The following is a 26857-nucleotide window of genomic DNA, read 5'->3' as shown; positions in this document are numbered from 1 at the left end:
TACAGAGATGTGGGGGGGAGGGAGACGCGAGTGAAAGGGAATTCCCGAACGTGGGCGGAAGGGGGTGGCCCTTAAAGCCCGCGTCCCCCGACCCCCCACCTCTTTTGTGCGGCTTTTCACGGCCTTCGTACGACGAGGTCGGCGGCTCTCGTGCGGCGAGGTCAGTTGGACCAGATGTTGCCCTGGTTCTGACCGTGGCCCTGCGGGCCCATGCCGTACTGGGCGCGTACGCCCTGGCCGATCACCGCGTTCTGCGGCGGCATCAGCTCGCTGGGCTGGACCAGGACGTATCCCTGGCCGACGAAGTTCAGCTCCCAGCCCTCGCCGGTGTTGCCGCGGCGGCGGAAGACGGAGGAGCTGCTGGTCTGCGCCTGCATCTGGACGCGCAGGCTGGTCGACCAGGCGACGACGGCGTCCGCGTCGCAGGACACGTACTTGTCGGGCGTGACCGGCATCAGCAGCGGCTTGCCCGACGTCATCAGGGCGACCTTGCCCTGCCCCGAGATGTTGAGGTTGTACGCGCCCGTGCCGGACAGGCCGAACTGGCTGTCGACCGCGATCACGTCCCAGTGCAGCCCGGAGTCGAGCGCGAGGACGTACGCGCTGTCGACGGTCAGGCCCTCGTGGTCGACGTCCAGGATGTGGATCTGCTGGGCGAGGTTGGCGAGGTAGACGGTGCCCTGCCCGGAGCAGCGCATCAGGTCGAGGCCCTCGCCGGTGTGGCGGCGGGCGCCGCGCTGGCCCTGCGACTGGTACTCGCCGTCGAATTCGATCATGCCCTGGTAGGCGACCATCGAGCCCTTGCGGGCCAGGCAGTCGGGGCCGGTGTTGCCGTCGAGGCGGACCCGCAGGAGGTAGGAATTCTGCAGGGTGTAGTGGTCCTGGTTCTGGACCTCGGTGAATGCGAAAAGCGGGCTCTGCATGATGGTGTCGCTCCCCCTCAGCCCCGGATCCGGAGACGGTCAGTGCTGTCCTCGCTGGGCTGGACGACCACGAAGCCCTGGCCGGAGAAGGCGATCTGGAAGGCCTCCCCGCTGCCGCGGCCGATCAGCGCCCCGGCCCTGAAGCTGCGCTTGGCCTTCATCTTCAGCCCCGACGACCAGGCGACGAGCGCGTCCGGGTCGACGTAGGTCTCGTCGGCGCCGCTGCCGCAGTCGACCACGATCGGCGTGCCGCGGGAGGTCACCGCGACCCAGCCCTGACCGCTGACCCCGACGTTGAACAGGCCCTGACCGGCGAATTTGGCCAGCCCCTTGACCCGCTCGACACCCCAGGTGAGGTGCGCGTCGAAGGCGAGCAGATTCGTGCCGTTGACGGAGACCGACTCGTTGTTGAGATTGAGACAGACCACGTCGGCGCCGTAGTCGGCGAGGTAGAGCAGGCCGTCACCGCTGCATTTCATCAGCGGGGCGCTCTCGCCGGTCAGCCAGGCCGAGGCCATCTGCCGTACGGCGGGCGGGTTGGGCTCGTACTGCACGAAGCCCTCGTAGGCGACCATCGAGCCGGTGCGCGCGAAGAGGTCCTGGCCGGTCACCATGGCGACCTTGAGCATCGACGAGCCGTGGTTCTCCATCCGGGCGGCCACCGGTGCCGGTGCGTAGCCCGCGATCATCTGCTGGTCCATGGCGGGTCACACCTCGTAGGGCTGGACGACGATGAAATTACCGGGGGCGCCGCGGAACTGGAGGTTCACGGTCTCGCCGCTGTGGCCGGGATACGCGGTCCTGCGCAGCCGTACCTGGCTGGAGACGATCACCTGTGAGGCGGCCGACCAGGCGACGATCGCGTTGCTGTCCGCGTAGGTGGTCGGGGTGACGGGCAGCACCACGGGGGTGCCGTGCGTCTTCACGATGACCGTGCCGGTGCCCTGGAACTGCATGGTGAACAGGGCGCCGCCGGGGATGCCGTGGCCCTCGATCCTGCGCACCTCGTGCTGGAGGGATTCGTCGAAGGCCAGCACATTCTCCGCCGAGACGCAGATGGCGTCGCCCTGGAGCTCGATGGGGTGCAGATAGGCGGCGTTCTCCGCGAAGAAGACCTGGCCGCCGCCGGTGCAGCGCATGAGCTGCATCTCCTGGCCCGTGGCGTTGCCGACGATGCGGCCGGTGAAACCGGCACCCTTGTAGCCGAAATCGACTTTGCCCTGGTAGAGCACCATGCTGCCCTGCCGGGCGAGGACCGGCTGGCCGCCGCCCTGGCCGAGGTCGGCGCGCATCATCTTCGGATTCTGCTGCGTCCAGCGCTGGCCGGTGGGCGTCTCGCGGTACTTCTGCATGGCGGCGGCGAGGCCCGCGTTCTGCGCGGGGACGGCGGGGGCCGCGTAGCCGCCGCCGGGCGGGCCGGGGGGACCCGGCTGGCCCGGCACCTGGCCGAAGGGCGGCTGACCGCCGAATCCGGGGGCGGCGGGGGGCGCGCCGGGCGGCGGGACCTGGCCGAAGGGCGGCTGTCCCGGCGGGGCCTGGCCGGGCGGCGCGGTCAGGGGCGCGACCATGGTGGGCGCCTGGTGGAGGCCGGGGTTGCCGGGCGGCGGCGCGAAGCCCTGGGGCGCGGGCGCGGCGGGCGGGCCGGGAGGCGCGCCGAAGGCGGGCGCGGGAGCCGGGGGCGGTACGGGGGCGGCCGGCGCGGGTGCTCCGAAGGCCGGAGCGGGGGCCGCCGCGGGGCCGGGCGGGGGTGCGAAGCCGGGTACGGCGCCGGGCGGCGCGAAACCGGGAGCCGCGGCCTGCTCGGGCGCCGCGGGCTCGTCCTCGGCGACCTCGCCGCCGAAATTCCGCAGCAGCGCGTCGAGCCCGCCGTCGAAGCCCTGGCCGACGGCGGCGAAACGCCACACGTCCTTGAGATAGATGTCCGCGACCATCACGGCGCGTTCGGTGGTGAATTCCGCGCCGGTGAAGGCGTACCGCGCGACTTCCTCACCGCCCGCGACGAGCCGCAGATAACCGGGGGCGACCTGCGACATCTGCCCGTTGCCGTCGATCGTCGCGGTGAAGGCCAGCTTGTGCACGTTCGCCGGTATGCGGTCGAGAGTGACACGGAAGGACTCGGTGTCGCCGGACTGGGCGCCGAGGAGCTGGATCGACTCCTCGGGCGACTTGGGCTGGTTGAAGAAGATGAAGTAACGGTCGTCCGACAGTTGTTCCTTGTCGTCGAGCCCGAAACAACTGATGTCGAAGGTCAGGCCGGGGCCGGAGATCTGTACACCGACATACAGATCCGTCCCCGCCGTCAGATCACTGATCTTGGCCTTGTGGCCACGCTGGAATTCCCTGGCCATGGATACGACCGTCCCCCATCCCCTCATTGCTGCGCTCGCGATGCGGCGCTTGTGCTGCCGCGCCGACGTGGCGACAGGCTAACCGGTCGTGCCGACAGCGGCTATTCCTCGCGGGAACCGGGCGGATGCGGCAGCCGGTCGGCCGCCACGACGCCCTCCAGGAAGCCGCGGGCGCGCTCGGTGCGCGGATAGCTCTCCAGCAGTCGCCAGAAGCTCGGGCCGTGTCCCGGCACGAGCAGGTGCGCCAGCTCGTGCAGCAGCACGTAGTCGATGACGTACTCGGGCATCCCCTGGAGGCGGTGCGACAGGCGGATGCTGCCCTCGGAGGGCGTGCACGAGCCCCAGCGGGAATTCTGGTTGGTGACCCAGCGGACCGTGTCGGGCACGGCCCGGCCGAGCAGATACTGCTCGGACAGCCGTTCCGCGCGGGCGGCCAGCTCGTCGTCGCCGGGCATCCGGCGGCTCTCCTGCGCCGCCAGCTTCTCCAGCATCGTGGTCACCCAGCGCTGCTCCTCGGCCGCCGACATTCGGGCCGGAATCAGCACGACAGTTCGGTCGCCGTCGCGATATGCCGAAACCGTTCGGCGCCTGCGGGCACTGCGGCGCACTTCCACCGCATTGGTCCGTAGGCCGCTTGCGGGCTGGCTGGAGAGGCTACGCGCTGGATCGGCGGACACGCCTTCGACGTTACCCGCTGCGTGTCCGGGAAGTCCCGTCTCCCGGCCGGTTCGCATGGGAATCACCTCGCTTCATACGCATATTGAACGACTATCCCCCACAACCTGTGGATAACTCTCCGGGAGTTTCGCCGGGAAATGGCATGCTGAGTTCTGTCGCTTACGGAGAGTGACGAGGGAAGTCGGAATGGGGAATTTCGCCGGGCGGGCCGGATGGACGGGACGGGCTGGCCGGTGGGCGGCTCTCCCGGTGGACCTTCTTGCGGACGTCCTGGTGGACGTCCTGGTGGACCTCCCGGTGGATCGAGTGAACGGATGGACGGGGGTGACGGTCATGCGTCCCATGCTCAAGAGCGCGCTGCGCCGCAGTTGGCGGGACAGGGAGAGCGTGCAGTTCGGGGTGGACCCGGCGCACGCGGTGGTGCTGGAGCCGGTCGACGGCGCGGCGGCCGGTTTTCTCGACCTGCTCGACGGCACGCGCGGCGCCGACACGCTGACCCGTGACGCGGGTGCGCTGGGCCTCGGGCCCGCTCAGGTCAGACGGCTGCTGGGGCTGCTCGCCGAGGGCGGCGTGCTGGACGACGCGGCGGCGCACGGCGCGCTGGCGGAGGCGGTACGGCACCGGGCGGCGGCCCTGGACCGGCTCAGACCCGATCTGGCGGCACTCTCGGTGGTCCACCCGGGTCCCGGCGGGGCGGCGGGCCGGATACGGCACCGCAGGGCGGCACGGGTGCGGGTGCACGGGGCCGGGCGGGTCGGCGCCGCCGTGGCCTCGGTGCTGTCGGCGGCCGGGGTGGGCTCGGTGGACGTGCTGGACAGTGGGCGCGTCGAGCCGTGGGACACCGGCCCCTGCGGCATCCCGGCCGACCACATCGGGGACCGGCGGGACGCGGCGGCCCGTGGCGCGGTACGGCGGGCGGCGCCGGGTCCGCGTACGACGCCGGGCGAGCGCGGCAGACCCGGCGCCACGGTGGTGGTGATCGCGCCGAGGGACGGGCTGGACGCCTGGGCACCGGATCCGGGCGAGTCCCGGCGGCTGGTCGCCTCCGGGGTGCCGCATCTCTACACGGGTGTGGTCGAGGGGACGGGCGTGGTCGGTCCGCTGGTGCTGCCGGGGCGGACGGCGTGCGGGGAGTGCCTGGGGCTGCGGCTGGCCGACGAGGACCCGGCCTGGCCCCGGATGCTGGCCCAGCTCAGATCGGGGCGGCAGCCCGCGGTGCCCGCCTGCGACATCGCGCTGGCCACCTCGGTGGCCGGGCTGGCGGCCGGACACGTGCTGGCGCACCTGGATGGACGGGTCGCGCCGGGGGTAGGCGGCCGGGTGGAGATGTCGCTGTCCCGGCTCACCACCAAGGTCAGGGCGCTGCCCGGTGACAGCCGCTGCGGGTGCGGTGCCGGGACCGCCCGCGGGGCGCGGGACGGCCGGGACACCTGGGGCGACGCAGACGGGGGCAAAGCGGCGGAGCCGACGACAACCGGTGCTCGCTGGGACGGGGCGCCGGTGGCGGGGGGCACAATGGCCATGTGACCGACGGGAAATGAGGGGCGCATGTCTGATCTTCCGCGCAAGGCTGTGACCCGTACCGCGAAGCTGGCGGCGCTCCCTCTCGGGTTCGCCGGACGGGCCACGCTCGGACTGGGAAAGCGGCTGGGGGGCAGACCGGCCGACGAGGTCGCGACCGAGTTGCAGGAGCGGACCGCGGAACAGCTCTTCAAGGTGCTCGGCGAGCTGAAGGGCGGGGCCATGAAGTTCGGCCAGGCCCTGTCGGTCTTCGAGTCGGCGCTGCCGGAGGACATCGCCGGGCCCTACCGGGCGGCGCTCACCAAGCTCCAGGAGGCCGCCCCGCCGATGCCCGCCCGCACCGTGCACAAGGTGCTGGCGGAGCGGCTGGGCAAGGACTGGCGCTCACTGTTCAGCGAATTCGAGGACACCCCGGCCGCCGCCGCGTCGATCGGCCAGGTGCACCGGGCGGTGTGGAGCGACGGGCGCAAGGTGGCGGTGAAGGTCCAGTATCCGGGGGCGGGCGACGCGCTGCTGTCCGACTTGACGCAACTGGGCCGGGTGGCACGGCTGTTCGGGCCGCTGGTGCCGGGGGTGGACGTGAAGCCGCTGCTGGTGGAGTTGCGCGAGCGGGTCGAGGAGGAGCTGGACTACGCCCTGGAGGCCAGGGCGCAGCACGCGCACGCGGAGGAGTTCGCCGAGGACCCGGATGTCCACGTGCCGGATGTGGTGCACCAGGCCGACGAGGTGCTGGTCACCGAGTGGATGGACGGCGTGCCGATGTCGGAGGTGATCTCCGGGGGCAGTCAGGAGATGCGGGACCGCGCGGGGCAGCTCTTGGCGCACTTCCTGTTCGCCGGGCCCGCCCGCACCGGGCTGCTGCACGCCGATCCGCATCCGGGGAATTTCCGGCTGCTGGTCGACGACGGGCCCGCCGAGGGCTGGCGGCTGGGCGTGCTGGACTTCGGCACCGTCGACCGGCTGCCGGAGGGGCTGCCGCTGCCGATCGGCACCGCCCTGCGGCTGGCCCTGGAGAGCGACGCCGACGAGGTCTACGCGATGCTCCGCCAGGAGGGTTTCGTGAAGCCGACGATCAAGCTGGACGCCGAGGCCGTGCTGGACTATCTGCGGCCGATCATCGAGCCGGCCGGGCGCGAGGAGTTCACCTTCGACCGGGCGTGGATGCGCGCTCAGGCGGCCCGGATCGCCGACCCGCGCTCACCCGCGCACCAGCTCGGCAAGCAGCTCAATCTGCCGCCCTCCTATCTGCTGATCCACCGCGTCACCCTCAGCACCGTCGGGGTGCTGTGCCAGCTCGGCGCGACGGTCCGGCTCCGCGACGAGCTCAACGCGTGGCTCCCCGGCTTCGACCCCGAGGGCACGGCGGAGTCGGCCTGAGCGGGCACGGACGCCGGGCGGCGGCGGACGGCCAGCGCTGAAGGCTGGGTGCTGGGGCGGCCGGGCGGCTGGGCGGCCGGCGGTTGGGAGCCGCGCTACCACCACGCGGAGTCGAGGCGGCTCTCGATGCTGCGGAGGTGCTGGCGCGCGCACGTGACGCAGAAGTACACGCGGTGTCCGTTCTCGACGGAGCAGGTCCACGTCAGCGGCAGGCCATCGTGGGTCTCGCCGCAGCGGGCGCACGTGGTCGTGGTCGTGGTCTGAGAGTTCTTCTGATCCACTGGTTGACGATACCTCCGCATGCGCCGCGTTTGTCGCCGTAACGCACCGCGGGGCCGGTCCTTTCGGACCGGCCCCGCGTCAAAAGTTGGTAACTGCCTGACTGGTTACTGCATGACGGCCATCGCCAGTGCCCGGCGGGCACGGAGCGAGGCGCGTTCGGCACGGCGCTGGAGTCGGCGGGCGGCGAGCAGCCGCACGGACCTTCGTTCGTGTTCGGCCTCGTACAGGCGCTGTTGCATATGGGCACGCGCCAGTGCTTCTGGCATGAGTTGCATTTCGAGGTTCCTGTTCTGGTACGACGCGGGGGCGTCGGAAGTACGGGCTGCGGGGATCTCGGTGAGTGTGGGGTTCATCGGGGCCTGATTCTTCGGGTCGAGCGTGAGTGGGCGGTCAATCGTTCCGGGCAGATGCGCCGTGGTGGCGCTTCGGGTGGTGCGGGCCTTCCTGACGTTCCGGGTCGGCCGGGTCCTCCTGGCGGTCATACCGCGACCGCGTCCTTGCGCGGACGGCCACGGGGCCGCTTGCGGGGCACGACTACACCCTGGATGAACAGCTCGCCGCCCCAGACACCCCAGGGCTCGCGGCGGTCCTTGGCCCCGGCGAGGCAGGCCTCACGGACGGGACAGGTCTGGCACAGGGACTTCGCGTACTCGACGTCCGCCGGCGACTCGGCGAAGAAGACCTCCGGGTCGTAGGTGCGGCACGGGACGGGCACGCCGAGTCGCTCGATCTCGTCGTCGAGCTCGGTGAGGGGCAGCAAGGGAGTCTCCGGGTCGTGGTGTGCTTCTGCGGGCGAGCGGTTCAGGTCGGGCTGGGGTCCGGACGGGGCGTGCTGGGCGGTAGGCACGGTTGGTTCGTTCCTCGTCTGTCGGTCCGGCCGGTGGGCCGGTTTTCTGTTTCTGCCTGTCCTGCGGAACAGGCTTTCTGTCTGGAGAGAAAACAGAAGGGCCGCGGATCCCGGTCTGGGATTCCGCGGCCCTGAGGCGCCGACCTGATGCGTTATCAGGCTGGATCACTCCAGGGTTCGAGCCCGCGGAAGGCCCACTTGCCGTACTGCTGCGTCTTCTGCTGTCCATTGCCATTGGCGAAGCCGCCGCTGGCGAAGCCGTCGATAGCACCCTTGGCCTCGATCGCAGCCTTGGCGGTACCAGCGCCGGCGCCGTTGGCCGCCGCCGCGAAGGCAGAGGCATGCGCCAGAACCTTCGCCGCTACCGCTGCCGCGGGCGCCTGCATCGGTCGCTCGTTCCGCTCACGGATCGGCAGAACCGGGAGCAGGGCGGAGGACAGACGGGTGGCACGCGGCGAAACGCCGAGCGGGCAGGTGGCGACGACCGAACGATCGGTCATTTTCACGGTGGTCATGATGCTGATCATTGGGCTCGCCTCCTCTCGGCGTCGTAGTGCGGATGGAACGGACTGCTAGTACATCACGATCAGACCCGCTCTTGGAAGAGCCGCTCTCGACCGTGCTCCCGAAGGCTATGGGGACTTCCTCGGGATGCGCAAACTATTTTTCCGCCTCTTCTTCAGTTTCTTCGGAAGATCCTTCGGCGGCCTCGTTTCCGCCCGGTTCCTCCCCCGCGCACAGCGCCAGAACGTCCGCGCCGAACTTGTCGAGTTTCCGCGCGCCGACCCCCGCGATCTGCGACAACTCCGCCTCGCCGCCCGGCCTGACCTCGGCGATGGCCAGCAGCGTCTTGTCGGTGAAGACGCAGTACGCGGGCTGGCCGAGCGCCTTGGCCTGTTCCATCCGCCACTCGCGCAGCCGTTCGTACAGCGCCTCGTCGAGATCCGAGGGGCAGTCCTCGCAGCGCATCAGTTTGATCTCGCCCGCCTCGGACAGCGTCCGGCCGCAGACCCGGCACAGCACCGGGCCGCGCCGCTTGCGACCGCCGGAGCCGCGCTCCGCGCCGCCGCTGCCGCCCGCGCCCGCGCCGCGTGCGCCGCGCGGCGCGGAGCCGGGGCGCAGCCCGTCCAGGAAGCGCGAGGGCCTGCGCCCGCCGCGCCCGCCGGGTGAGCGGGACAGCGCCCAGGACAGCGACAGGTGCAGCCGGGCCCTGGTCACCCCGACGTACAGCAGCCGCCGCTCCTCCTCGACCTGCTCGTCGGTCTTGGCGTAGGTGATCGGCAGCGTGCCCTCGGTGAGGCCGACCAGGAAGACCGCGTCCCACTCCAGGCCCTTGGCGGCGTGCAGCGAGCCGAGCGTGACGCCCTCGACGGTCGGGGCGTGCTGCGCGTTGGCCCGCTCGTCCAGCTCCGCGACGAAGTCCGAGAGGGTGGCGTCCCGCCGGGCCGCCGCGAAGTCCTCCGACAGCCGGACCAGCGCGGCCAGCGACTCCCAGCGGTCCCGTACCGCCCCGGAGCCGGCCGGCGGCTCTGAGGCCCAGCCGCGGGAGCTGAGCACCGCGCGCACCTGCTGCGGCACGGTGTTGTCGGCCTCTTCCGGGTCGGTGGACGCGCGGGCGGCGCCGCGCAGCAGCAGCCCGGCCTCGCGCACCTCCGGCCGTTCGAAGAAGCGTTCCGCGCCGCGGAGCTGGTACGGCACCCCGGCGTCGGCCAGCGCCTGTTCGTAGACCTCGGACTGGGCGTTGATCCGGTAGAGGACGGCGATCTCGCTGGGGCGTACGCCGGAGGCGATCAGCTCCTTGATTCGGCGCGCGGCGCCCTCGGCCTCCGCGGGTTCGTCCGCGTACTCGGAATACACCGGCTCGGGTCCGGCCTCGCGCTGCGAGATGAGTTCCAGCCGGTGGGCGGCGGCCTGGCCGCGGGCCTTGCCGAGCAGGCCGTTGGCGAGGCCGACGACCTGGGGGGTGGAGCGGTAGTCGCGGACCAGCTTGACCACGGTCGCGTCGGGGTGCCGGGAGCGGAAGCCGAGCAGGAAGTCGGGGGTGGCGCCGGTGAAGGAGTAGATGGTCTGCGAGGCGTCGCCGACCACGCACAGGTCGTCCCGGCCGCCGAGCCACAGCTCCAGCAGCCGCTGCTGGAGCGGGCTGACGTCCTGGTACTCGTCCACCACGAAGTGCTGGTACTGCGACCGCACGGTGTCCGCCACGTCCGGCCGGTCCTGGAGCACCCCGACGGTCAGCAGCAGCACGTCCTCGAAGTCGATCACCCCGCGGTCCCGCTTGAGCTGTTCGTACGTGGTGTAGATCTTCGCCACCTCGGCCGGGTCGCGCGGCACGTCACGGCCGGTCTTGGCCGCCGCGGCCGCGTACTCCTCCGGCACCGTCTGCGTGACCTTGCACCACTCGATCTCGCCGGTGACATCGCGCAGTTCGTTGCGGTCCAGCCTGATCCGGCAGCGGGCTCCCGCCTCCGCCACCAGTTGCACCTTGCGCTCCACCAGCCGCGGGATCTCCCCGCCGATCGCCCGCGGCCAGAAGTATTGGAGCTGCCGCAGCGCCGCGGAGTGGAACGTCCGTGCCTGCACACCGCCCGCGCCGAGCTGCCGCAGCCGCCCCCGCATCTCCCCCGCCGCCCGCGCGGTGAAGGTCACCGCGAGCACGCTCGCGGGTTGCAGGATTCCGGCCCGCACCCCGTACGCGATCCGGTGCGTGATCGCCCGGGTCTTGCCCGTACCGGCCCCCGCCAGCACGCACACCGGCCCGTGCAGCGCCGTCGCGACGGCGCGCTGCTCGGGGTCGAGTCCGGCGAGCACCGCGTCCGCGGAGTCGGGTTGCGCGGGAAAGAGCGATTCGTGGGTTGTCGCAGTCACCCCGCCACTCTGCCAGGTCCGACCGACACCCCGGCGAAGTTATCCACAGCCGCACGCGAAACCCGCCGCGAACCTCGCACCGGAACCCACGCCGGTACCTGCCCCGGTACCTGCCCCTGGACCCGCACCCGCAAGCCGCCCCGTAACCCCCTCGCGGCCGACCGGCCGCCCCCCGGAATGCCCACTCCCGCCGCGGTGTTCTACTGGCGCAGAACCCCCTTCACCCGCAGGCGACGAGGAGCGAGAAGCGATGTCGGGCACCGTGACCATGTACAGCACCACCTGGTGTGGCTACTGCCGTCGGCTGAAGAGCCAGATGGACCGCGAGGGCATCGCGTACACCGAGGTGAACATCGAGGAGGACGCGGAGTCGGCGAAGTTCGTGGAGAAGGCGAACGGCGGCAACCAGACGGTGCCGACCGTGCTGTTCCCCGACGGCTCCACCCTCACCAACCCGTCGCTGGCGCAGGTGAAGCAGAAGATCGGCGCCTGACCCGCACCGTACGTACGAGCCCGTCGTCGCCGCGAGGCACGGCGGGCTCAGGCGTTGGTGCCGGGGCGGGGCAGGGGCTTGCCGTACCACAGCTCGATGAGCCGGGCGGCGATGGAGATGCCGAAGGGCGGCAGCACTTCGCCGGACTCGAAGGCGGCGCGCAGGTCCTCGCGGGAGAACCAGCGGGCCTCGTGGATCTCCTCGCCGTCGACGGTGATCTTCGACGAGGTGGCGTGGGCGTTGAAGCCCAGCATGAGGCTGGAGGGGAAGGGCCAGGGCTGGCTGGCGACGTACTCGACGTCGCCGACGACGACGCCCGCCTCCTCGAAGACCTCGCGGCGTACGGACTGCTCGATGGACTCACCGGGCTCCACGAAGCCCGCGAGGGTCGAGAAGCGGCCTTCGGGCCAGTGGACCTGGCGGCCGAGCAGGGCGCGGTCCTCCTCGTCGGTGACCAGCATGATCACGGCCGGGTCCGTACGCGGGTAGTGCTCGGCGCCGCAGGCGGGGCAGCGGCGGATGTGGCCCGCGGCGGCGATGACGGTGCGCTCGCCGCAGCGGGAGCAGAAGCGGTGCATCCGCTGCCAGTTCTCCAGCGCCACCGCGTGCACCATGAGTCCGGCTTCCAGCGGCGACAGCAGCCCGCCGACCTCGCGCAGCCCCGCGGGACGCGCCTCCTCGTCCATCCGGCCGGGAAGGGTGTCCTTCTGGAGCGCGAAGTAGCGCACGCCGTCCGGGGCCGTGCCCAGGAAGTAGCGGTGCGTCTCGGTTTCCGGGGCGTCGAAGGCGGGGGTCATCACCAGGGCCGTACGCCCGTCGGGCCCGTCCTCGACCAGCACCTGGCCGCCGGAGACGACGAAGACGCGGGTTGTCGGGTGGCTCCAGGCAGCGGCCAGCCACGCCTCGTCCAGGCGGTGGTGCGCGGCTCGGTCGACGCCCTCGTGGGTGAGGGCGAGCGGTTGCGACATAGCGTCGAATCCGGTCAAGGCTGCTTTCAACTCCCGGTGGTCGTGCACATACGTGCAGCCTAGCTTGGCGGGGGTGGTCCCGATTTACGCGGTCGGGCCCCGCTTTCCCGCGGTCGGGCCCAGCAGCCGCTCAAGACCCTCCCGGTCCGGCAGGTCCGGCGGCCGGATGACCGTCGCCGTGCGGATGTGGAGGAAGGCGGCGGTGACGCGGTCGAGCGGGACGCCCTGGTGCTCCGACCAGGCCAGGCGGTAGACGGCGAGCTGGAGGGGGTCGGCGTCGGTGGCGCGGCCGGTCTTCCAGTCGAGGATCTCGTAGCGGTCGCCGTCCCGGTACACCGCGTCCATCCGGCCGCGGATCACGCGGCCCGCCAGGACCAGGTGGAAGGGGAATTCGACCCGGTACGGGGTGCGGTCGGCGTACGGACCGCGCAGGAAGGCGTCCTTGAGCGCGGCGAGGTCGCGTTCGTCGGCGATGTCGTCGTCGCCCTCGATGCCGGGGAGGTCTTCGGGCCCGAAGAGCGGGCGGGCGTCGAACCGCGACTCGACCCACGCGTGGAAGCGGGTGCCGCGCCGGGCGGCGGGCGCCGGGGGGCGCGGCATGGGCCGGGCCAGGTCGCGGGCGAGACCGTCGGGGTCGGCGGCCAGCCGCAGCAGCTGCGTCGCGGTGAGCGCGGCGGGCAGCGGCACGTCCCGTACGCCCGCCCGCGCCCGCCGCAGCTCGTCGGCGAGCGCGTCGAGGTCCCGGTCCCAGGACGCCACCAGCCGCGCCTCTTCCGCTACGAGACCGGGTTCAGCGTCCCGTGCGGGTTCACCGTCTCGTGCCGGTTCACGTACGGGTGCGTCCTGCGCCACGGGGCCGCGCGCCGGTACGTCCTCGCGTACGCCGTCAGGCTCCCGTACCGGCGGGCGCTGGGTGGGGAGCGCGTCCCAGTCCGCGACGTCGTCCACGTCACCCACGTCGCCCATGTCACCCACGTCGTCGTACGGCGGCTCGTCGTCCGGCTGATCGTCCGGCTCGTACGACGGCTCGTACGTCGGCTCGTACGGCAGCGGCGCCGGGGAATCCGCGCCGGGGTCGGGGCCCGCGCCGGACTCCAGGTAGGTGAGGACGGTCTTCGCCGCCCGGCGCCGCCGTTCCAGGGCGGTCGGGTCGAGGGGCAGCGGCCAGGGGGGCTCGACGGGGGCGGCGAGGGCGGGATTCTGCTCGTCCGCGGCCGGGGGCTCCGCCCAGTGCTCGATCTCGCCGTGGCCCGCCTCGCAGTGGGTGCGCAGGGCGTCGAGGAAGGCGGACGGCTCGAACGGCTTCTTCTGGGTGGGGCCCCAGCGGTGGCCGGAGCCCAGCAGCAGGGAGCGCGGGCGGGTGAAGGTGACGTAGCCGAGGCGCAGCTCCTCCACGCGCTGGTGTTCCTTCATGGCCGCGCGGAAGCCGTCGAGCCCGGCGCGGCTCCATTCGGCCACGTCCGGGAGGGTGGCCGCGTCGCCGCGCAGCCCGTGCGGCAGCACTTTCGCGTTGGCGGGCCACAGTTCGCGTCCGCGTTCGCTCGGGAAGCCCTTGGCGACCAGGCCCGGCACGGCCACGACGTCCCACTCCAGGCCCTTGGACTTGTGGGCGGTGAGCACCTTGACGGTGTTCTCGCCGCCGGGCAGCGAGCTGTCGAGGCCCTTCTCGTACTGGATGGCGGTGTGCAGGAAGCCGAGGAAGGCCAGCAGCGTGGCCTCGCCGTCGAGGGCGGCGAAGCCCGCGGCGATGTCGAGGAAGGCGTGCAGGGTCTCGCGGCGGCGGGCGGCGAGCGCGTGCGGGGACGCGGACAGCTCGACTTCGAGGCCGGTAACGGCCAGGACCCGGTGGAGCACGTCCATCAGCGGGTCGGCGAGCGCGCGCCGCAGATCCCTTATCTCCGCGGCGATCCGGGCGAAGCGGACCCGTGCCTCGGGCGAGAACGGCAGGTCGTCGTCCGGGCCGTCGCTCCCGTCGGACCCCGGGGACGCCGATTCGAGGAATGTCTCCAGCGCGTCCGCCAGCGAGATCACCTCCGCCGGGTCGACGCCCTCGACGGCCGCCGCCAGCGGATCGCGCCCGTCCCCCGCGGCCCCGTACCGCACGAGCTGCCGGGCGCGGCGGCCGAGGAGGGCCAGGTCGCGGGGGCCGATCCGCCAGCGGGGGCCGGTGAGGAGGCGGACGAGGGCGGCGTTCGCGGTGGGGTCGTGCAGGACTTCGCAGACGGCGACGAGGTCGGCGACCTCGGGCAGGTGCAGCAGCCCCGACAGGCCGACGACCTCGACGGGGATGTCGCGGGCGACGAGCGCGGCGTGGAAGTCGGCGAAGTGCGCGGCCGTACGGCACAGGACGGCGATCTCGCCCGCGGGGGTGCCGGTGCGCACCAGGTGGGCGATGGAGTCGGCGAGCCAGGCCGTCTCGTCGTCCTGGGTGGGCAGCAGGGCGCAGCGCACCAGCCCGTCGCGTTCGGCGCCGGGGGCGGGCCGCAGGGCCTCGACGCCTTCGTGGCGGGCGCGCAGTTCGACGGCGAGGGTGTTGGCGAGGTCGAGCAGGCGCCCGCCGGAGCGGCGGTTCTCGCTGAGCGAGTAGCGGTCGGCGGGGCGGCCGTCGGCGTGGGCGAAGTGCCGGGGGAAGTCGTCGAGGTTGGCCACGGAGGCGCCGCGCCAGCCGTAGATGGCCTGGCAGGGGTCGCCGACGGCGGTGACGGCGTGCCCGGTGCCGCCGCCGAACAGCCCGGCGAGCAGCAGCCGCTGGGCGACGGAGGTGTCCTGGTACTCGTCGAGCAGCACCACTCGGTACTGGTCGCGCAGGATCGCGCCGACCTCGGCCCTGTCCTGCGCGAGCGTCGCGGACAGCGCGATCTGGTCGCCGAAGTCCAGCAGGTCGCGGGAGCGCTTCTCGGCCCGGTAGTCGGCGGCGAGCCCGGCGAGGTCGAGCCGGGCGCGTACCGCCTGTTTCACCTCGCGCGCCCAGGCGTAGCCGCGCGTGGCCGGGTCGATGTCGGCCAGCTCCTCGGCCAGGCGCGTGTCGTACGCCGTCAGCCGCTCGACCGGCACCAGGTGCTCGGCCAGTTCGCCTTCCAGCGCCAGCAGGTCGCCGACGAGTGCGGGCAGGCCCTTGGTGAGCGCCGGATACGGTCCCGGCGCGCGGCGCAGCACCTTCGCGGCGAGCTGGTAGCGGGTGGCGTCGGCGAGCAGCCGCGCGCCGGGCTCCAGGCCGATCCGCATCCCGTGGTCCTTCAGGAGCTGCCCGGCGAAGGAGTGGTACGTGGCGATCTGCGGGTCGCCCGGCGGGTGTTCGGGGTCGCCCTCCGCCGCCGGGTCCGGGTCGGGGTCGGTGATCCCGGCCCGCGCGAGGGCTCTGCGGACCCGCTCGGACAGCTCGCCCGCCGCCTTGTTGGTGAAGGTCAGGCCCAGCACCTGCTCGGGCGCCACCTGTCCGGTGCCGGTCAGCCACACCACCCGCGCGGCCATCACCGTCGTCTTCCCGGACCCGGCCCCGGCCACGATCACGCCCGGCGCGAGGGGTGCGGTGACGCACGCCATCTGCTCCGGGGTGAACGGGATGCCCAGCAGCTCCTTGAGCTGCTCGGGGTCGGTGAGGGGGGTTGCCACTCGGGTGAGGCTATCCGGCTCCGCCGACAGCCGTGGCGGCGGAACCCCTCATTCCGCGATCCGTACGACACCGCCGTCCGCACGCTGGGCGGCCCGTACGGCGGCCGTCGCTCACACCGGGGCACGGAGGTCGTCCACACCGGGGCGCGGCCGTCGCTGACTCTGCGGCACGGCCTTCGCTCACACCGGGGCGCGGCCGTCGTTCACTCCACCACCTGGCGTCCCTCCGGTCGCGCCGTACAGGCCGCCCGGAAGGCGCAGTTGGCGCAGTGCTGGCCGGTGGACGGGGTGAAGCGCTCGTCCAGGACGCGGCCCGCGGCCTCGGCCAGCAGCTCCTGCGCCCACTCCCCCGCCAGCGGTTCCTGGCGCTGCACGGCCGGTACGGTCTCGCCGCCTTCCTTGCGCGTCGCGCCGAGCCTGAGCTGGACGAGCTCGGCGCCGCCGGACGGCGGGCGGGTGTCGTTGAAGAGCGGGTCGACGGCGCCTTCGCGCACGGCGAGCTGGTAGACGGCGAGCTGCGGGTGGTGGGTGACCTCGGCCGCGGTGGGCTTGGAGCGGCCGGTCTTGAAGTCGACGACGTACGCGTTGCCCTCGGCGTCGGTCTCGACGCGGTCCATGCTGCCGCGGATCCGTACCCGGGCGTCGCCCGCCTCCAAGGTGACGTCGAAGCCGTGCTCGGTGGCGACGGGGGTACGGCCGCGCTCCATGACGTGCCAGCGCAGGAAGCGCTCCAGGGCCGCGCGGGCGTTCTCCTTCTCCTGCCGGGACTTCCACGGCGCGTCGAAGGCGAGGGCGTCCCAGACCGAGTCCAGCCGTTCCATCAGGACGTCGAGGTCGGCGGGGGCGCGTCCCGAGGCGACCTCGTCGGCCAGGACGTGGACGACGTTGCCGAAGCCCTGGGCGGCGGTGGACGGCGGTTCCGCCTTGACCTCACGGCCGAGGAACCACTGGAGCGCGCAGGTGTTGGCGAGCTGGTCGAGCGCGCTGCCGGACAGGACGACGGGCTGGTCGCGGTCGCGCAGCGGGACCGTCGAGCGGGTCGGCTCGTACAGGCCCCACCAGCGGTCGGGGTGCGCGGCGGGCACGAGCGCGTACCCGTCGTCGTTGAGCGCCGCGAGCTTGGCCAGCCGGCGCGCGGCGGCGTCGCGCAGGGCCGGGGACGCGGCGGGGTCGACGGTGGTGGCGCGCAGTTCGGCGACGAGCGCCGCGACGGCCAGCGGGCGGCGCGAGCGGTGGGTGACGTCCTGCGGGGGCACGCCCAGCTCGGCCAGGAAGCGGGAGGGCTGGTCGCCGTCGTCGTTGGCCGACTTCACGGCCGTGACCAGCAGGCGCTCGCGGGCGCGGGTGGCCGCCACGTAGAACAGCCGCCGTTCCTCCGCGAGGAGCGCGCCCTGGCTGAGCGGCGGCGCGAGGCCGTCGGTGCCGATCCGGTCCGCCTCCAGCAGCGAGCCGCGCCGCCGCAGGTCGGGCCAGACGCCGTCCTGCACCCCGGCCACCACGACGAGCCGCCACTCCAGGCCCTTCGACCGGTGCGCGGTCATCAGGCGTACGGCGTCGGGGCGTACGGCCGGGCCGCCGAGCGTGTCGGCGACGATGTCGTGCGCCGACAGCTCCTCGATGAGGTTCAGCGCGCCCCGGCCGCCGGTGCGCTCCTCGGCCCGCGCCGCCGTCTCGAACAGCGCGCACACCGCGTCCAGGTCACGGTCGGCGTGGCGTCCGCCCGCCCCGCCCCGCAACGCCGCCCGCTCCAGCCTCCCCGGCCAGGGCGAGCCGTCCCACAGGCCCCACAGCGCCTCTTCCGCCGTGCCACCGCCTGCCAGCGTGTCCCGCGCGGCCCTCAGCAGCCCGCCCACCCGCAGCGCCCCCCGCGCATACGCCGGGTCGTGCGCCACCAGCCGCTCCGGCTCCCCCACCGCCTCCGCGATCAGCTCGTCCGACCCCCGCGGCACCGCGTGGCCCGCGGCCCGCTCCTCCTCCCGCAACGCCCGCCCCAACCGCCGCAGATCCGCGGCGTCCATCCCCCCCAACGGCGACGTCAGCAGCGCGACGGCGTCCTCCACCCCAACAACCACCCGCCCCACCACCCGCCCGTCGCCCCGCGAAGACCCGTCGGGTGCCGCCGACGAAGCAGCGACCTCACCCCGCCCCTGCGGGCCGCCGAACGGCGCTGGCGCGGAAAGGGGGGCCGACGATCGGCCGGGCTCGGCGGGGCGGGCCGCCAACGCCGAGGACGCGCCGGGCATTCCGGACCCACCCGGCCGGGCGGGGCCGACGGACCGCCCGTCCGCGTCCTCGCCGGACGCTCCCAGCCCACCCGGCCGAGCGGGGTCCGCGTCCTCGTCGGGCGTTCCCGGGCCGCCGGGCAGAGCAGCGTCCACATCCCCGCCGGGGATTCCCGGCCTACCCGGCAGAGCGGGGTCGGCGGACCGCCCGTCCGCGTCCTCGCCGGGCGCTCCCAGGCCGTCCGGCCGAGCGGAGTCCACGCCTCCGCCGGGCGTTCCGGGCCCACCGGGCAGAAGGGCGTCCGCGTCCTCGCCGGGCGCTCCCAAGCCGCCAGGCCGAGCGGAGTCCACATCCCCGCCGGGGATTCCCGGCCCACCCGGCTGGGCGGGGTCCGCGTCCCCGTCGGGCGTTCCCGGGGCGCCGGGGAGGGTGGGGGGCTCAGGGGCAGCCGACTCGGCTGCGAGGCGGAGGGCGAGGAGGAGGGGGGCGACGGCGGGCTCGGCGTGGAGGGGGATGTCGGGGGCGTCGAGGTGGACGGGGACGCCGGAGGTGGTGAGGGCGCGGCGCAGGGCTGGGAGGGGCGAGGCGGAGCGCAGGAGGACGGCCATGTCGTGCCAGGGGATGCCGTCTTCGAGGTGCGCGCGGCGCAGGGTGTCGGCGATGCCGTCGAGTTCCGCGCCGGAGGTCGGATACGTGCGGACAGCGACCGCGCCGTCGGACCGTACGGCGTGCAGCGCGCGGTGCTGCCGTACGGCCGCGGCGGGCAGCTTGGGCAGCGGCATGCGGGTGGTGAGCCGCCGGGTGGCGTCCAGGAGTTCGGCCCCGGCGCGGCGGGAGACGGTGAGGACACGGACGGCGGCGGCCTTGGCGTCGCGGGGCGGGAAGTCGGTGGGGAAGTCGAGGATGCCGTTGATGTCGGCGCCGCGGAAGGCGTAGATCGACTGGTCGGGGTCGCCGAAGGCGACCAGCGTACGGCCCTGCCCCGCCAGCGCCTGGAGGAGCCGTACCTGCGCCGGGTCGGTGTCCTGATACTCGTCGACGAAGACGGCGTCGTACCGCCCGGCCAGCTCCCGGTGCGTCTCGGGGCGTTCGGCGAGCAGCGCGGCCCGGTGGACGAGTTCGGTGTAGTCGATGACGCCTTGGAGATCGCTGACCTCCAGGTATTCGTCCAGGAAGGCCGCCGCCGCGGTCCAGTCGGGCCGCCCGATGCGGCGGGCGAAGTCCGCGAGGGCGCGCGGGCCGAGCCCCAGTTCGCGGCTGCGCGCGACCACCGCGCGCACCTCGTCGGCGAATCCGCGCGTGGTGCGCGCGGCCCGCAGGTCGTCCGGCCAGCGGAATTTGCCGCGCCCGTCGCGTTCGAGCATGGCCTCTCCGGCCAGCAGCTCGCGGACCAGCAGGTCCTGCTCGGGGCCCGACAGCAGCCTGATCGGGTCGGCGAACAGCTCGGGCGCCTGGTGCTCGCGGACCAGGGCGTAGCAGAAGGAGTGGAAGGTGGTGGCGTGCGGCGCCACCACTCCGCCGGTCGCGCCGCCCGGACCGTCGGGTTCCGCCGCCGCCCGCGCCGCCAGCCGGTCGCGCAGCTCGACGGCGGCCTTGCGGCTGAAGGTGAGCACGAGAATCCGGTCGGGATCCGTCCCGGCCCGCACCCGCGCCGTGACCGCCTCGACGAGCGTGGTCGTCTTGCCGGTGCCGGGCCCCGCAAGCACCAGCAGCGGCCCCTGCCCGTGCTCAACCACCGCGCGCTGTGCCGCGTCCAGCACAGGAGGCGTCGCGGCCACCGGCGGCGTCCGCACCAACCGGTACCCGCCGCCGCCCGCACCCCGGTGCGCCTGGTGCGGCACTGCCGAGGTGGCGGAGGAGGCGGAGGAGACCGAGGAGGATGTCACGTGGTTCGCCGGTTCTGTCGGGGCCAGGATCAGATGCGCGTACGGATTTGGGTGCGGGGTCGGTCACGGGGTCGGTCATGGGCTCTGGCGGTCGTACGGGGACGCGTACGGGACCGCGTACCGGGTCACGTACGCCGCCGGGATCGCGTTCCCGGACGGGAGCTGTCGACGCTACGCCACGCGCGGGATGTACTCCGTACGGACGGCCGATGCCATCGCGGCGGCGCCGATGACGGAAGCTGGAGGACATGAGTCCCCGGCCGTCAGCCGCTGCCGCCCCCCGCGAGGTCGGCGGCGCCCCCGTCCCAGCGGGCCCTGCGCATGTCGACGCGCGGTATGTGCCCCTCGGCGGCCGGGCCGCGCTCACGCAGCGGGGTGCCCTCGGCGCGGTACGCGTCCAGCGCGCTCAGCTCGTGGCCGGGCAGCAGCGTCCCGTCGGAGCGCACGACACGCCACCAGGTCACGCCGCCGCCGTACAGCGCCATGACCCGGCCGACCTGTCGCGGACCGCCTTCGCCCAGGTATTCCGCGACATCGCCGTATGTCATCACGCGGCCGGGCGGGATCAGTTCTACGGTGTCCAGCACCCGCTCCGCGTACTCCGTGGGGGCACCGGGGTCGTACTCCTCGCTCATCCGAACAATCCTGCCCCAGACCACCGACAACGGGGGGTTCCGGTCCCATTCGCAGACCTCTCATGCCACCATCGTCCGGGCGGTGACTGGTGATACGAGATCAAGAAGAAGAGACGGCTGGGGAGCAGCAGCCGGGCGCGGAGCAGGCCGGACCGGCCGACCGCGCCCCCGACGCGCTGCCCGCGCACCCCGCCGCGCCGGCCGCGAACGGGGCCCACAGGGCGCGCCTGTCCGACCTGCCCGTGCCCGACACCACGCGTGACGCCGTGGCCGAACCCGCGACGGACACCGGCCCGGACGCCGACCGGGCCGCCGCAGACGACACGACGCCCGAGGCCACACCCGACACCGCGCCCGGCACCGCGTCCGGCACCGCGTCCGGCACCACGCCAGGCACGGTGTCCGGCGCCACGCCCGAGAAGACCCCGGACACCGCGTCCGGCACCGCCCCCGGCCCCGCTCCCACCCTGACCCCCGGGCCGGGACCCGGCACCGTCCTGGTCGACGAACCGCTGCTCGCCGCCCGCGTGCACCGCCCCGCCGACCTGATGCGCTTCCTGTTCGGGCTGCTGGGCATCGCGGTCGTGCTGGCCATCGCGGGCTTCGCGCACGCGACGACCACCGGCCTGGAGACGGACATCTCCAAGGGCGCGGACCACGCGCCCGACGCCCTGTCGTCCTTCGCGGGCCTGACCGCGAGCATCGCCGTACTGATCGTGCCGGTCGCCTTCGCGATCGAGCGGCTGGTCAAGCGGGACGGGCTGCGGATCGCCGACGGCGTCCTGGCGGCCGTCCTCGCGCACGGCGCCGCGCTCGCCACCGACTTGTGGGTGACCAGTTCCGCGCCGAATCCGATCCAGGAGGCGCTGACCCACAGCGCGCCCGGCGGCACCGGCCTCACCGACCCCGTGCACGGCTATCTCGCGCCCGTCATCGCCTATGTGACGGCGGTCGGGATGGCGCGCAGACCGCGCTGGCGGGTCGCGCTGTGGTTCGTGCTGCTGCTGGACGCCTTCGCGGTGCTGGTCGGCGGCTACACGACACCGTTCTCGATCGCCGTGACCGTGCTGATCGGCTGGACGGTCGCCTACGGCACGGTCTACGCGGTCGGCTCGCCGAACGTCCGGCCGACCGGGCAGCACCTGCTCGCGGGCCTGCGCCGGGTCGGCTTCGCGCCGCAGACCGCGCGCCGGGTCGAGCTGGACGGCCCGGAGACCGCGGACTCCGACCGCGGCCGGGCGTATCTGGTGACGCTGGAGGACGGCCCGCCGCTGGACGTCACGGTGGTCGACCGGGAGCAGCAGGCGCACGGGTTCTTCTACCGGCTGTGGCGGCGGCTCGCCCTGGTCGGCGGGATCACGCAGCGGCGCAGTCTGCTGTCGCTGCGGCAGGCGCTGGAGCAGGAGGCGCTGCTGGCGTACGCGGCCATCGCCGCCGGGGCCAACGCGCCGAAGCTGATCGCCACCTCCGAGCTGGGCCCCGACGCGGTGATGCTGGTCTACGAGCACATCGGCGGCCGGCGGTTCGACTCGCTCGCGGACGACGAGATCACCGACGACCTGCTGCGCGAGGCGTGGACGCAGGTGCGGGCGCTCCAGTCGCGGCGGATCGCGCACCGGCGGCTGGTCGGTGAGTCGCTGCTGGTGGATCGTTCCGGCAAGGTCGTGCTGACCGAGCTGCGCGGCGGTGAGATCGCGGCCGGGGACATCGTGCTGCGGATGGACATCGCGCAGATGCTGACGACGCTGGCGCTGCGGGTGGGGCCCGAGCGCGCGGTGGCCTCGGGGCTCGCGGTGCTCGGTCCCGACCGGGTCGCCAACTCGCTGCCGCTGCTCCAGCCGATCGCGCTGAGCCGGGAGACCCGGGCGCGTCTGAAGGTGCTCGGGCGGGCCCGCGCGCAGCGCGAGCGGGACGCGGTGCTCGCGGCGTCGGCGGCGGAGAAGGAGGCACGGGCCGCGGAGCGCGCGCACGGCGCGGAGGTGGCGCACGGCGGCGCGACGGCGGCGGTGCCGCCAGGGGACCTCAGAGCCGGGGACCTCAAGGCCGGGGATCTCAGAGCAGGGGACCTCAGAGCCGGGGACCTCAAGACCGGGGACCTCAAGGCGGGCAAGCTCAAGGCGGGCCGGAAGGCCGAGCGCAAGGCCGAGAGCAAGGCGGAGAAGCGGGCCATAGAGGACGCGCTGGAGGAGGCCCGCGAGGACGACCTGCTCTCCCTCATCCGCCAGCAGGTGCTGCTGATCCGTCCGCAGGCGCCGGTCGAGCCGGTCCGTCTCGAACGCATCAAGCCGCGCACGCTGATCACGGTCATCGCGGGCGCCTTCGCCGCGTATTTCCTGCTCTCCCAGCTCAGTTCCGTGCCGATCGGCGACGCCATCGCCAACGCCGACTGGCGGTGGGCGGTGATCGCGGTCCTCGGCTCCGCGGCCAGTTACGTCGCCGCCGCGTGCGCGCTCTCCGGGTTCGTACCGGAGCGGCTGTCGCTGGTGAAGACGGTGCTCGCGCAGGTCGCCGGGTCGTTCGTGAAGCTGGTCGCCCCGGCCGCGGTCGGCGGTGTCGCGCTCAACACCCGTTACTTGCAGAAGGCGGGCGTACGGCCCGGCCTGGCGGTGGCGAGCGTCGGCGCCTCCCAGCTCGTCGGCCTCGGCTCGCACGTGGTGCTGCTGATGGCGTTCGGCTTCATCACCGGTACGGAGAAGACGCCGTCGCTGTCGCCGTCCCGTACGGTCATGGCCGGGCTGCTGACCGCGGGCGTGCTGGTGCTGGTCGTCACGGCGGTGCCCGCGCTGCGGAAGTTCGTCTCGACGCGGGTACGCGCGCTGTTCGCCGGAGTCGTGCCGCGCATGCTGGACGTGCTCCAGCGGCCCGCGAAGCTGATCACCGGCATCGGCGGCACGCTGATGCTGACGGTCACCTTCGTGATCTGCCTGGACGGCTGCGTACGGGCCTTCGGCGGCCACCTCAGTTACGCGGCCATCGCCGTCGTCTTCCTCGCGGGCAACGCGCTGGGGTCCGCCGCGCCCACCCCCGGTGGCGTCGGGGCCGTCGAACTCGCCCTCACCGGTGGTCTGATCGCCGCCGGGCTGCCGAAGGAGGTCGCCACTCCGGCCGTGCTCTTCTTCCGGCTGCTGACCTTCTGGCTGCCGGTGCTGCCCGGCTGGGTCTCCTTCCACCACCTCACCCGCAAGGGCGAGCTGTAGCGGGCGGGTTGACGTACTCCGCGGCCGGCCGGACCCCGGCGCCGTACGACGCCGGGAACCGGCCGGCCGACCCCGCCGACCGGTCCGAAGGACCGAATCAGCGGGCCCCGCGCGCTACTTGATGTCGGAGATCTTCTTCGTCGCCAGGTCCGACCGCACCTTGAGCGTCTGGTACGTCTCGTGGCCCTTCCCGCCGAACGTCAGGCGCACATTGGTGAAGGCGTGTCCCGCGCCGCTGCCCGCGTACGTCACGCGCCACGCCGTCGGTACGTCCTGGGCGCGCAGCACGCCGTCCGCGTGGTTCTTCTTCTCCCACGCGGCGAGCTTCTTCTGGAGGCCCTTGGTCAGGAAGTGCGACCGCAGGTCGGCGCCGAGGTGGCCGCTGTCGGTGTCCCAGACGGCGTCGATGTAGGACCCGTAGAAGTCGGCGACGCGTCCCGTCGTGGACTGCGGGCTGCCGGAGCCGATCACCGGCTCGGCCTTGGCGCCCTTGTGGGCCTTGTGCGCCGTGGGCGCCTGGTGCGCGACCGCGTGCCCGTGCCCGGTCGTGTGGGACTGCCCGGTCGTGCGGGACGCGGTCCGCGGCTGGGACTGCGCCTGCGCCGCGGCGGCGGGTACGGCGACCGCGAGCGCCACCGCGGCCGTGGTGAGGGCGATACGGCGGACGGTACGGGTGCGGGTACCGGTGGTGCGGCTCTGCTGCATGACGTGCCTTGCCTTTCGAAGGTTCTTCGAGGGCTCGGGTGCTCCGCGCCACGCGAAGTCGTCGTGTTCTCCGCGGTGTTCGACGCGTTCGAGCCCATTCGCTGCTTTTACGGCGTTTGTTCGGGACCCACCACTTGTATCCAATAGGTCGCCGACTATCCGTTAGGAGGGGTTGTGTCCTTGCCGGGTTGCGCGGCATCCGGGTGGAATCGGCGGCTGTGCCGTCGCGGTGACCCGCACGTGACCGAACCAGCACACTTCCCCTCTCAACACGGGCCGCCGCCTTGGGTACGGTGGATTCCACTTGGATACGGGGCCAAGGGGTGTTCGGCGTTCGATGTGTTGTTCGGCCGGTGCCCGTCGGTGCCCGGTGAGCACCGATCGGGAGCGTTGACCATGCGAGTCCACTGCGGCGCCACGGCCGCCGCGTTGACGGCGACCGCCGTCCTGGCGCTGTCCGCCTGCGGCGGCGGTGGAGGTGGCGGCTCCGACACGATCGACGGGGATTCGGCGAACACCGCCTCCCCCACCGCGACGGCCGCCTCTCCCACGGCGTCGGCGTCCGCCGAGCCGACCGCGCCGCCCGTGACGCAGGATCCGAACCTGGCGCTGCCGGGCGATCTGAAGCTGGTCTTCGACTGGCCCGCGCCGACCGGTCACGCCGAGGCCGCCGCGCTGGGCAACGCCGCCAACTTCATGCGCAGCATCGCCCACGGCATCGTGAAGCGGAATGTCAACGAGCCGCTGGTGGCGCAGTACGCGCAACCGGGCGGCAGCGCCGCCGCGTATGCCCGTACGCAGATCGGGCAGGCGGTGGACGGCGGCTGGACCGAGACCGGCACCGACCGCTTCTACCGGCCCACGGTGAAGGTGACCTCGGCGAAGACCGCCGCCACGGTCGGCTTCTGCGACTTCCAGGGCAAGGTCTACGGCAAGGACGTCAAGTCGGGCAAGCTCCTCGGCACCGCGGTCACCGACAGCAGTTACGTGTACTTCACGATCGTCATGGCCAAGTTCCCCGCGGGGGCCGACCTGTGGCAAGCCGTGTCCGTCGAGGCGAAAGCGAAGGCAACGCAATGCAAGGAGTGACCACCCCATCGGGCCCGGCAACGGGCCTGCGCCGTGCGGCTCTTGGCGCGGCCACCGCGATCCTCGTGACGGCCGCCACGGCCACCGTCGCCGCCCCGGCCTTCGCCGACGTGCCCGGCGGCAAGACCAGCGGCTCGGGTGACGACAAGGGCAATCTGAGCGCGGGCGTCCAGGTCACCTATCCCACGGACACCAGCACGAAGGGCTCGGGAGGCCATTCGCTCGGCGCCGCCGACAATGTGACGTGGACGCCGCCGCCGTGCTGGATCGGCCCCGTCGCCGGCCCCGCCGAATTCAAGAAGATGGTCGAGAAGCAGGTCAAGGAGACCAACGAGTATCCGGGCCAGGCCAATTACGCCATGCAGGCCATGGACGAGTACAAGAAGCACTACTCGGAGGGCAGGACCTGGAGCGGCAACGGCGAGAAGGCGTACAAGAACTTCAATCTCGACCAGCAGGGCAAGGGCGCTTTCTGGGGTCCGGTGACGAATCCCAACTCCGACAGCCCCGACCGCTTCGACTGCAACGGCACGCTGCCCTTCTGGGTCCCCAACGGCCAGCGCCCGCCCGCCGGTACGCCGAACGTGATCACCACGGAGATGCTGGCCAGGCTCGCCTTCGCGCACACCAAGGTGCCGGGCGTGGACATCCGGACGAATCCGGTGGGCACCCAGACCGTCAATCTGCCCACCTGGGTGACGCTGAACGAGAACTACGCGCCGGTCACCGTCAGGGCCGAACTCAACATCCCCGGCGCGCAGGCCATGTGGGCCGAGACGACGGCCACGCCGACCAGCGTCCACATCGATCCGGGGACGTCGGACGCCACCGTGTACCCGTCCTCCGCCGAGTGCCCCATCGGCAAGGGCGGCCAGGTCGGCGCCCCGTACACCGAGGGCGCCACCGGCAACCCGCCGTGCGGTGTGACGTATCGGCGCTCCACGCAGAGCACCGGCGCGTACGACCTGAACGTGACGGCCACCTGGAAGGTCTCCTGGCGCGGTTCGGACGGCGCGGCCGACAACCCGCCGCTGCCGAACGGTGTGATCACCCAGGACCACCCGGTCACGGTCCAGGAGATCCAGACCGTCAACCGCTGAACCGGACCATGTGAGAGGCCCGGGGGGGGGGGGGGGGGGGGGGGGGGGGGGGTGGTTTTGCGGTGCACGAGGGGCGCCTGACGGCGGAGGGGGTTCGGGAAAGCG

Annotated in this window: 20 protein-coding genes; 6 read left to right on the top strand and 14 right to left on the bottom strand. The window is 72.9% G+C overall.

The window, feature by feature from the left end; translation table 11 throughout:
* Positions 1–161 precede the first annotated feature (161 nt).
* The 4 genes from ACZ4EF_RS21385 to ACZ4EF_RS21370 all read right to left on the bottom strand — a co-directional run bounded on the left by ACZ4EF_RS21385 (position 162) and on the right by ACZ4EF_RS21370 (position 4005).
* Positions 162–923 carry an AIM24 family protein gene (locus ACZ4EF_RS21385; protein WP_355348694.1) on the bottom strand — a complete coding sequence of 254 codons (762 nt, stop codon included), beginning with the start codon at positions 921–923 and terminating at the stop codon, positions 162–164.
* A 17-nt stretch (positions 924–940) separates the two neighbouring features.
* The gene (locus ACZ4EF_RS21380; RefSeq protein WP_188285752.1) at positions 941–1624 is read right to left on the bottom strand and encodes an AIM24 family protein; all 684 of its coding nucleotides are present in this window, start codon (positions 1622–1624) and stop codon (positions 941–943) included.
* Between the two features lie 6 nt (positions 1625–1630).
* Positions 1631–3271 (bottom strand): TerD family protein, encoded by a 1641-nt coding sequence (locus ACZ4EF_RS21375; protein ID WP_355348690.1) that lies wholly within the window; start codon positions 3269–3271, stop codon positions 1631–1633.
* Between the two features lie 101 nt (positions 3272–3372).
* Positions 3373–4005, bottom strand: coding sequence for a M48 metallopeptidase family protein (locus ACZ4EF_RS21370; protein WP_355348687.1), 633 nt, complete (start codon positions 4003–4005; stop codon positions 3373–3375).
* Positions 4006–4282: 277 nt separating this feature from the next.
* On the opposite strand from ACZ4EF_RS21370, the gene ACZ4EF_RS21365 reads away from it, so the two are divergent.
* On the top strand, positions 4283–5476 hold the full coding sequence (locus ACZ4EF_RS21365) for a ThiF family adenylyltransferase (RefSeq protein WP_467350837.1): 1194 nt from the start codon (positions 4283–4285) through the stop codon (positions 5474–5476).
* Between the two features lie 21 nt (positions 5477–5497).
* The gene (locus tag ACZ4EF_RS21360; RefSeq protein WP_355348681.1) at positions 5498–6847 is read left to right on the top strand and encodes an ABC1 kinase family protein; all 1350 of its coding nucleotides are present in this window, start codon (positions 5498–5500) and stop codon (positions 6845–6847) included.
* A gap of 95 nt (positions 6848–6942) precedes the next feature.
* Here the strand turns inward: ACZ4EF_RS21360 and ACZ4EF_RS21355 are convergent, their stop codons facing one another.
* The 5 genes from ACZ4EF_RS21355 to ACZ4EF_RS21335 all read right to left on the bottom strand — a co-directional run bounded on the left by ACZ4EF_RS21355 (position 6943) and on the right by ACZ4EF_RS21335 (position 10844).
* The gene (locus tag ACZ4EF_RS21355) at positions 6943–7128 is read right to left on the bottom strand and encodes a hypothetical protein (protein WP_223187396.1); all 186 of its coding nucleotides are present in this window, start codon (positions 7126–7128) and stop codon (positions 6943–6945) included.
* Between the two features lie 105 nt (positions 7129–7233).
* The gene (locus ACZ4EF_RS21350; protein WP_188283322.1) at positions 7234–7482 is read right to left on the bottom strand and encodes a hypothetical protein; all 249 of its coding nucleotides are present in this window, start codon (positions 7480–7482) and stop codon (positions 7234–7236) included.
* A gap of 125 nt (positions 7483–7607) precedes the next feature.
* Entirely contained in the window at positions 7608–7976 is a 369-nt protein-coding gene (locus tag ACZ4EF_RS21345) for a WhiB family transcriptional regulator (RefSeq protein ID WP_391044318.1), read from the bottom strand.
* Between the two features lie 155 nt (positions 7977–8131).
* Positions 8132–8503, bottom strand: a complete 372-nt coding sequence (locus tag ACZ4EF_RS21340; protein WP_355348677.1) for a hypothetical protein — start codon at positions 8501–8503, stop codon at positions 8132–8134.
* Between the two features lie 133 nt (positions 8504–8636).
* On the bottom strand, positions 8637–10844 hold the full coding sequence (locus tag ACZ4EF_RS21335) for an ATP-dependent DNA helicase UvrD2 (protein ID WP_391044315.1): 2208 nt from the start codon (positions 10842–10844) through the stop codon (positions 8637–8639).
* Positions 10845–11094: 250 nt separating this feature from the next.
* Here ACZ4EF_RS21335 and ACZ4EF_RS21330 point away from each other — a divergent pair, with 250 nt between their 5' ends.
* Positions 11095–11337, top strand: a complete 243-nt coding sequence (locus ACZ4EF_RS21330; protein WP_355348671.1) for a mycoredoxin — start codon at positions 11095–11097, stop codon at positions 11335–11337.
* A gap of 47 nt (positions 11338–11384) precedes the next feature.
* Here the strand turns inward: ACZ4EF_RS21330 and nudC are convergent, their stop codons facing one another.
* The 4 genes from nudC to ACZ4EF_RS21310 all read right to left on the bottom strand — a co-directional run bounded on the left by nudC (position 11385) and on the right by ACZ4EF_RS21310 (position 20661).
* Positions 11385–12305 carry an NAD(+) diphosphatase gene (nudC, locus tag ACZ4EF_RS21325; RefSeq protein WP_391044313.1) on the bottom strand — a complete coding sequence of 307 codons (921 nt, stop codon included), beginning with the start codon at positions 12303–12305 and terminating at the stop codon, positions 11385–11387.
* Between the two features lie 84 nt (positions 12306–12389).
* Positions 12390–15917: an ATP-dependent helicase gene (locus tag ACZ4EF_RS21320; RefSeq protein WP_467506052.1), complete on the bottom strand. Its 3528-nt coding sequence runs from the start codon at positions 15915–15917 to the stop codon at positions 12390–12392.
* 203 nt (positions 15918–16120) lie between these two features.
* Positions 16121–20026: a UvrD-helicase domain-containing protein gene (locus tag ACZ4EF_RS21315; protein ID WP_467506050.1), complete on the bottom strand. Its 3906-nt coding sequence runs from the start codon at positions 20024–20026 to the stop codon at positions 16121–16123.
* 263 nt (positions 20027–20289) lie between these two features.
* Positions 20290–20661, bottom strand: a complete 372-nt coding sequence (locus ACZ4EF_RS21310) for an MGMT family protein (protein WP_355348662.1) — start codon at positions 20659–20661, stop codon at positions 20290–20292.
* A gap of 89 nt (positions 20662–20750) precedes the next feature.
* Between ACZ4EF_RS21310 and ACZ4EF_RS21305 the strand changes: the two genes are divergently transcribed.
* Entirely contained in the window at positions 20751–23858 is a 3108-nt protein-coding gene (locus tag ACZ4EF_RS21305) for a lysylphosphatidylglycerol synthase transmembrane domain-containing protein (protein ID WP_467506048.1), read from the top strand.
* Between the two features lie 114 nt (positions 23859–23972).
* Here the strand turns inward: ACZ4EF_RS21305 and ACZ4EF_RS21300 are convergent, their stop codons facing one another.
* Positions 23973–24563, bottom strand: coding sequence for a hypothetical protein (locus ACZ4EF_RS21300; protein WP_355348660.1), 591 nt, complete (start codon positions 24561–24563; stop codon positions 23973–23975).
* Positions 24564–24959: 396 nt separating this feature from the next.
* Between ACZ4EF_RS21300 and ACZ4EF_RS21295 the strand changes: the two genes are divergently transcribed.
* Both ACZ4EF_RS21295 and ACZ4EF_RS21290 read left to right on the top strand, forming a co-directional pair.
* A complete protein-coding gene (locus ACZ4EF_RS21295) occupies positions 24960–25652 on the top strand; it encodes a hypothetical protein (RefSeq protein ID WP_467506046.1) in 693 nt (230 codons plus the stop codon).
* Positions 25649–26752, top strand: a complete 1104-nt coding sequence (locus ACZ4EF_RS21290) for a hypothetical protein (RefSeq protein ID WP_401725631.1) — start codon at positions 25649–25651, stop codon at positions 26750–26752. Before ACZ4EF_RS21295 ends, ACZ4EF_RS21290 begins: the two co-directional genes overlap by 4 nt.
* The last annotated feature ends 105 nt before the right edge of the window (positions 26753–26857 follow it).

The sequence above is a fragment of the Streptomyces sp. NPDC025721 genome, from assembly GCF_055558595.1.
The sequence above is the reverse complement of the archived record's forward strand: the minus strand, read 5'-3'. Positions and strand labels throughout refer to the sequence as shown.

Bases quoted from the DNA above. Each gene is read 5' to 3' on its own strand.
- ACZ4EF_RS21385 (WP_355348694.1), bottom strand. From the start codon at position 923: ATGCAGAGCCCGCTTTTCGCATTCACCGAGGTCCAGAACCAGGACCAC.
- ACZ4EF_RS21380 (WP_188285752.1), bottom strand. From the start codon at position 1,624: ATGGACCAGCAGATGATCGCGGGCTACGCACCGGCACCGGTGGCCGCC.
- ACZ4EF_RS21375 (WP_355348690.1), bottom strand. From the start codon at position 3,271: ATGGCCAGGGAATTCCAGCGTGGCCACAAGGCCAAGATCAGTGATCTG.
- ACZ4EF_RS21370 (WP_355348687.1), bottom strand. From the start codon at position 4,005: ATGCGAACCGGCCGGGAGACGGGACTTCCCGGACACGCAGCGGGTAAC.
- ACZ4EF_RS21365 (WP_467350837.1), top strand. From the start codon at position 4,283: ATGCGTCCCATGCTCAAGAGCGCGCTGCGCCGCAGTTGGCGGGACAGG.
- ACZ4EF_RS21360 (WP_355348681.1), top strand. From the start codon at position 5,498: ATGTCTGATCTTCCGCGCAAGGCTGTGACCCGTACCGCGAAGCTGGCG.
- ACZ4EF_RS21350 (WP_188283322.1), bottom strand. From the start codon at position 7,482: ATGAACCCCACACTCACCGAGATCCCCGCAGCCCGTACTTCCGACGCC.
- ACZ4EF_RS21340 (WP_355348677.1), bottom strand. From the start codon at position 8,503: ATGATCAGCATCATGACCACCGTGAAAATGACCGATCGTTCGGTCGTC.
- ACZ4EF_RS21330 (WP_355348671.1), top strand. From the start codon at position 11,095: ATGTCGGGCACCGTGACCATGTACAGCACCACCTGGTGTGGCTACTGC.
- nudC (WP_391044313.1), bottom strand. From the start codon at position 12,305: ATGTCGCAACCGCTCGCCCTCACCCACGAGGGCGTCGACCGAGCCGCG.
- ACZ4EF_RS21310 (WP_355348662.1), bottom strand. From the start codon at position 20,661: ATGAGCGAGGAGTACGACCCCGGTGCCCCCACGGAGTACGCGGAGCGG.
- ACZ4EF_RS21300 (WP_355348660.1), bottom strand. From the start codon at position 24,563: ATGCAGCAGAGCCGCACCACCGGTACCCGCACCCGTACCGTCCGCCGT.
- ACZ4EF_RS21295 (WP_467506046.1), top strand. From the start codon at position 24,960: ATGCGAGTCCACTGCGGCGCCACGGCCGCCGCGTTGACGGCGACCGCC.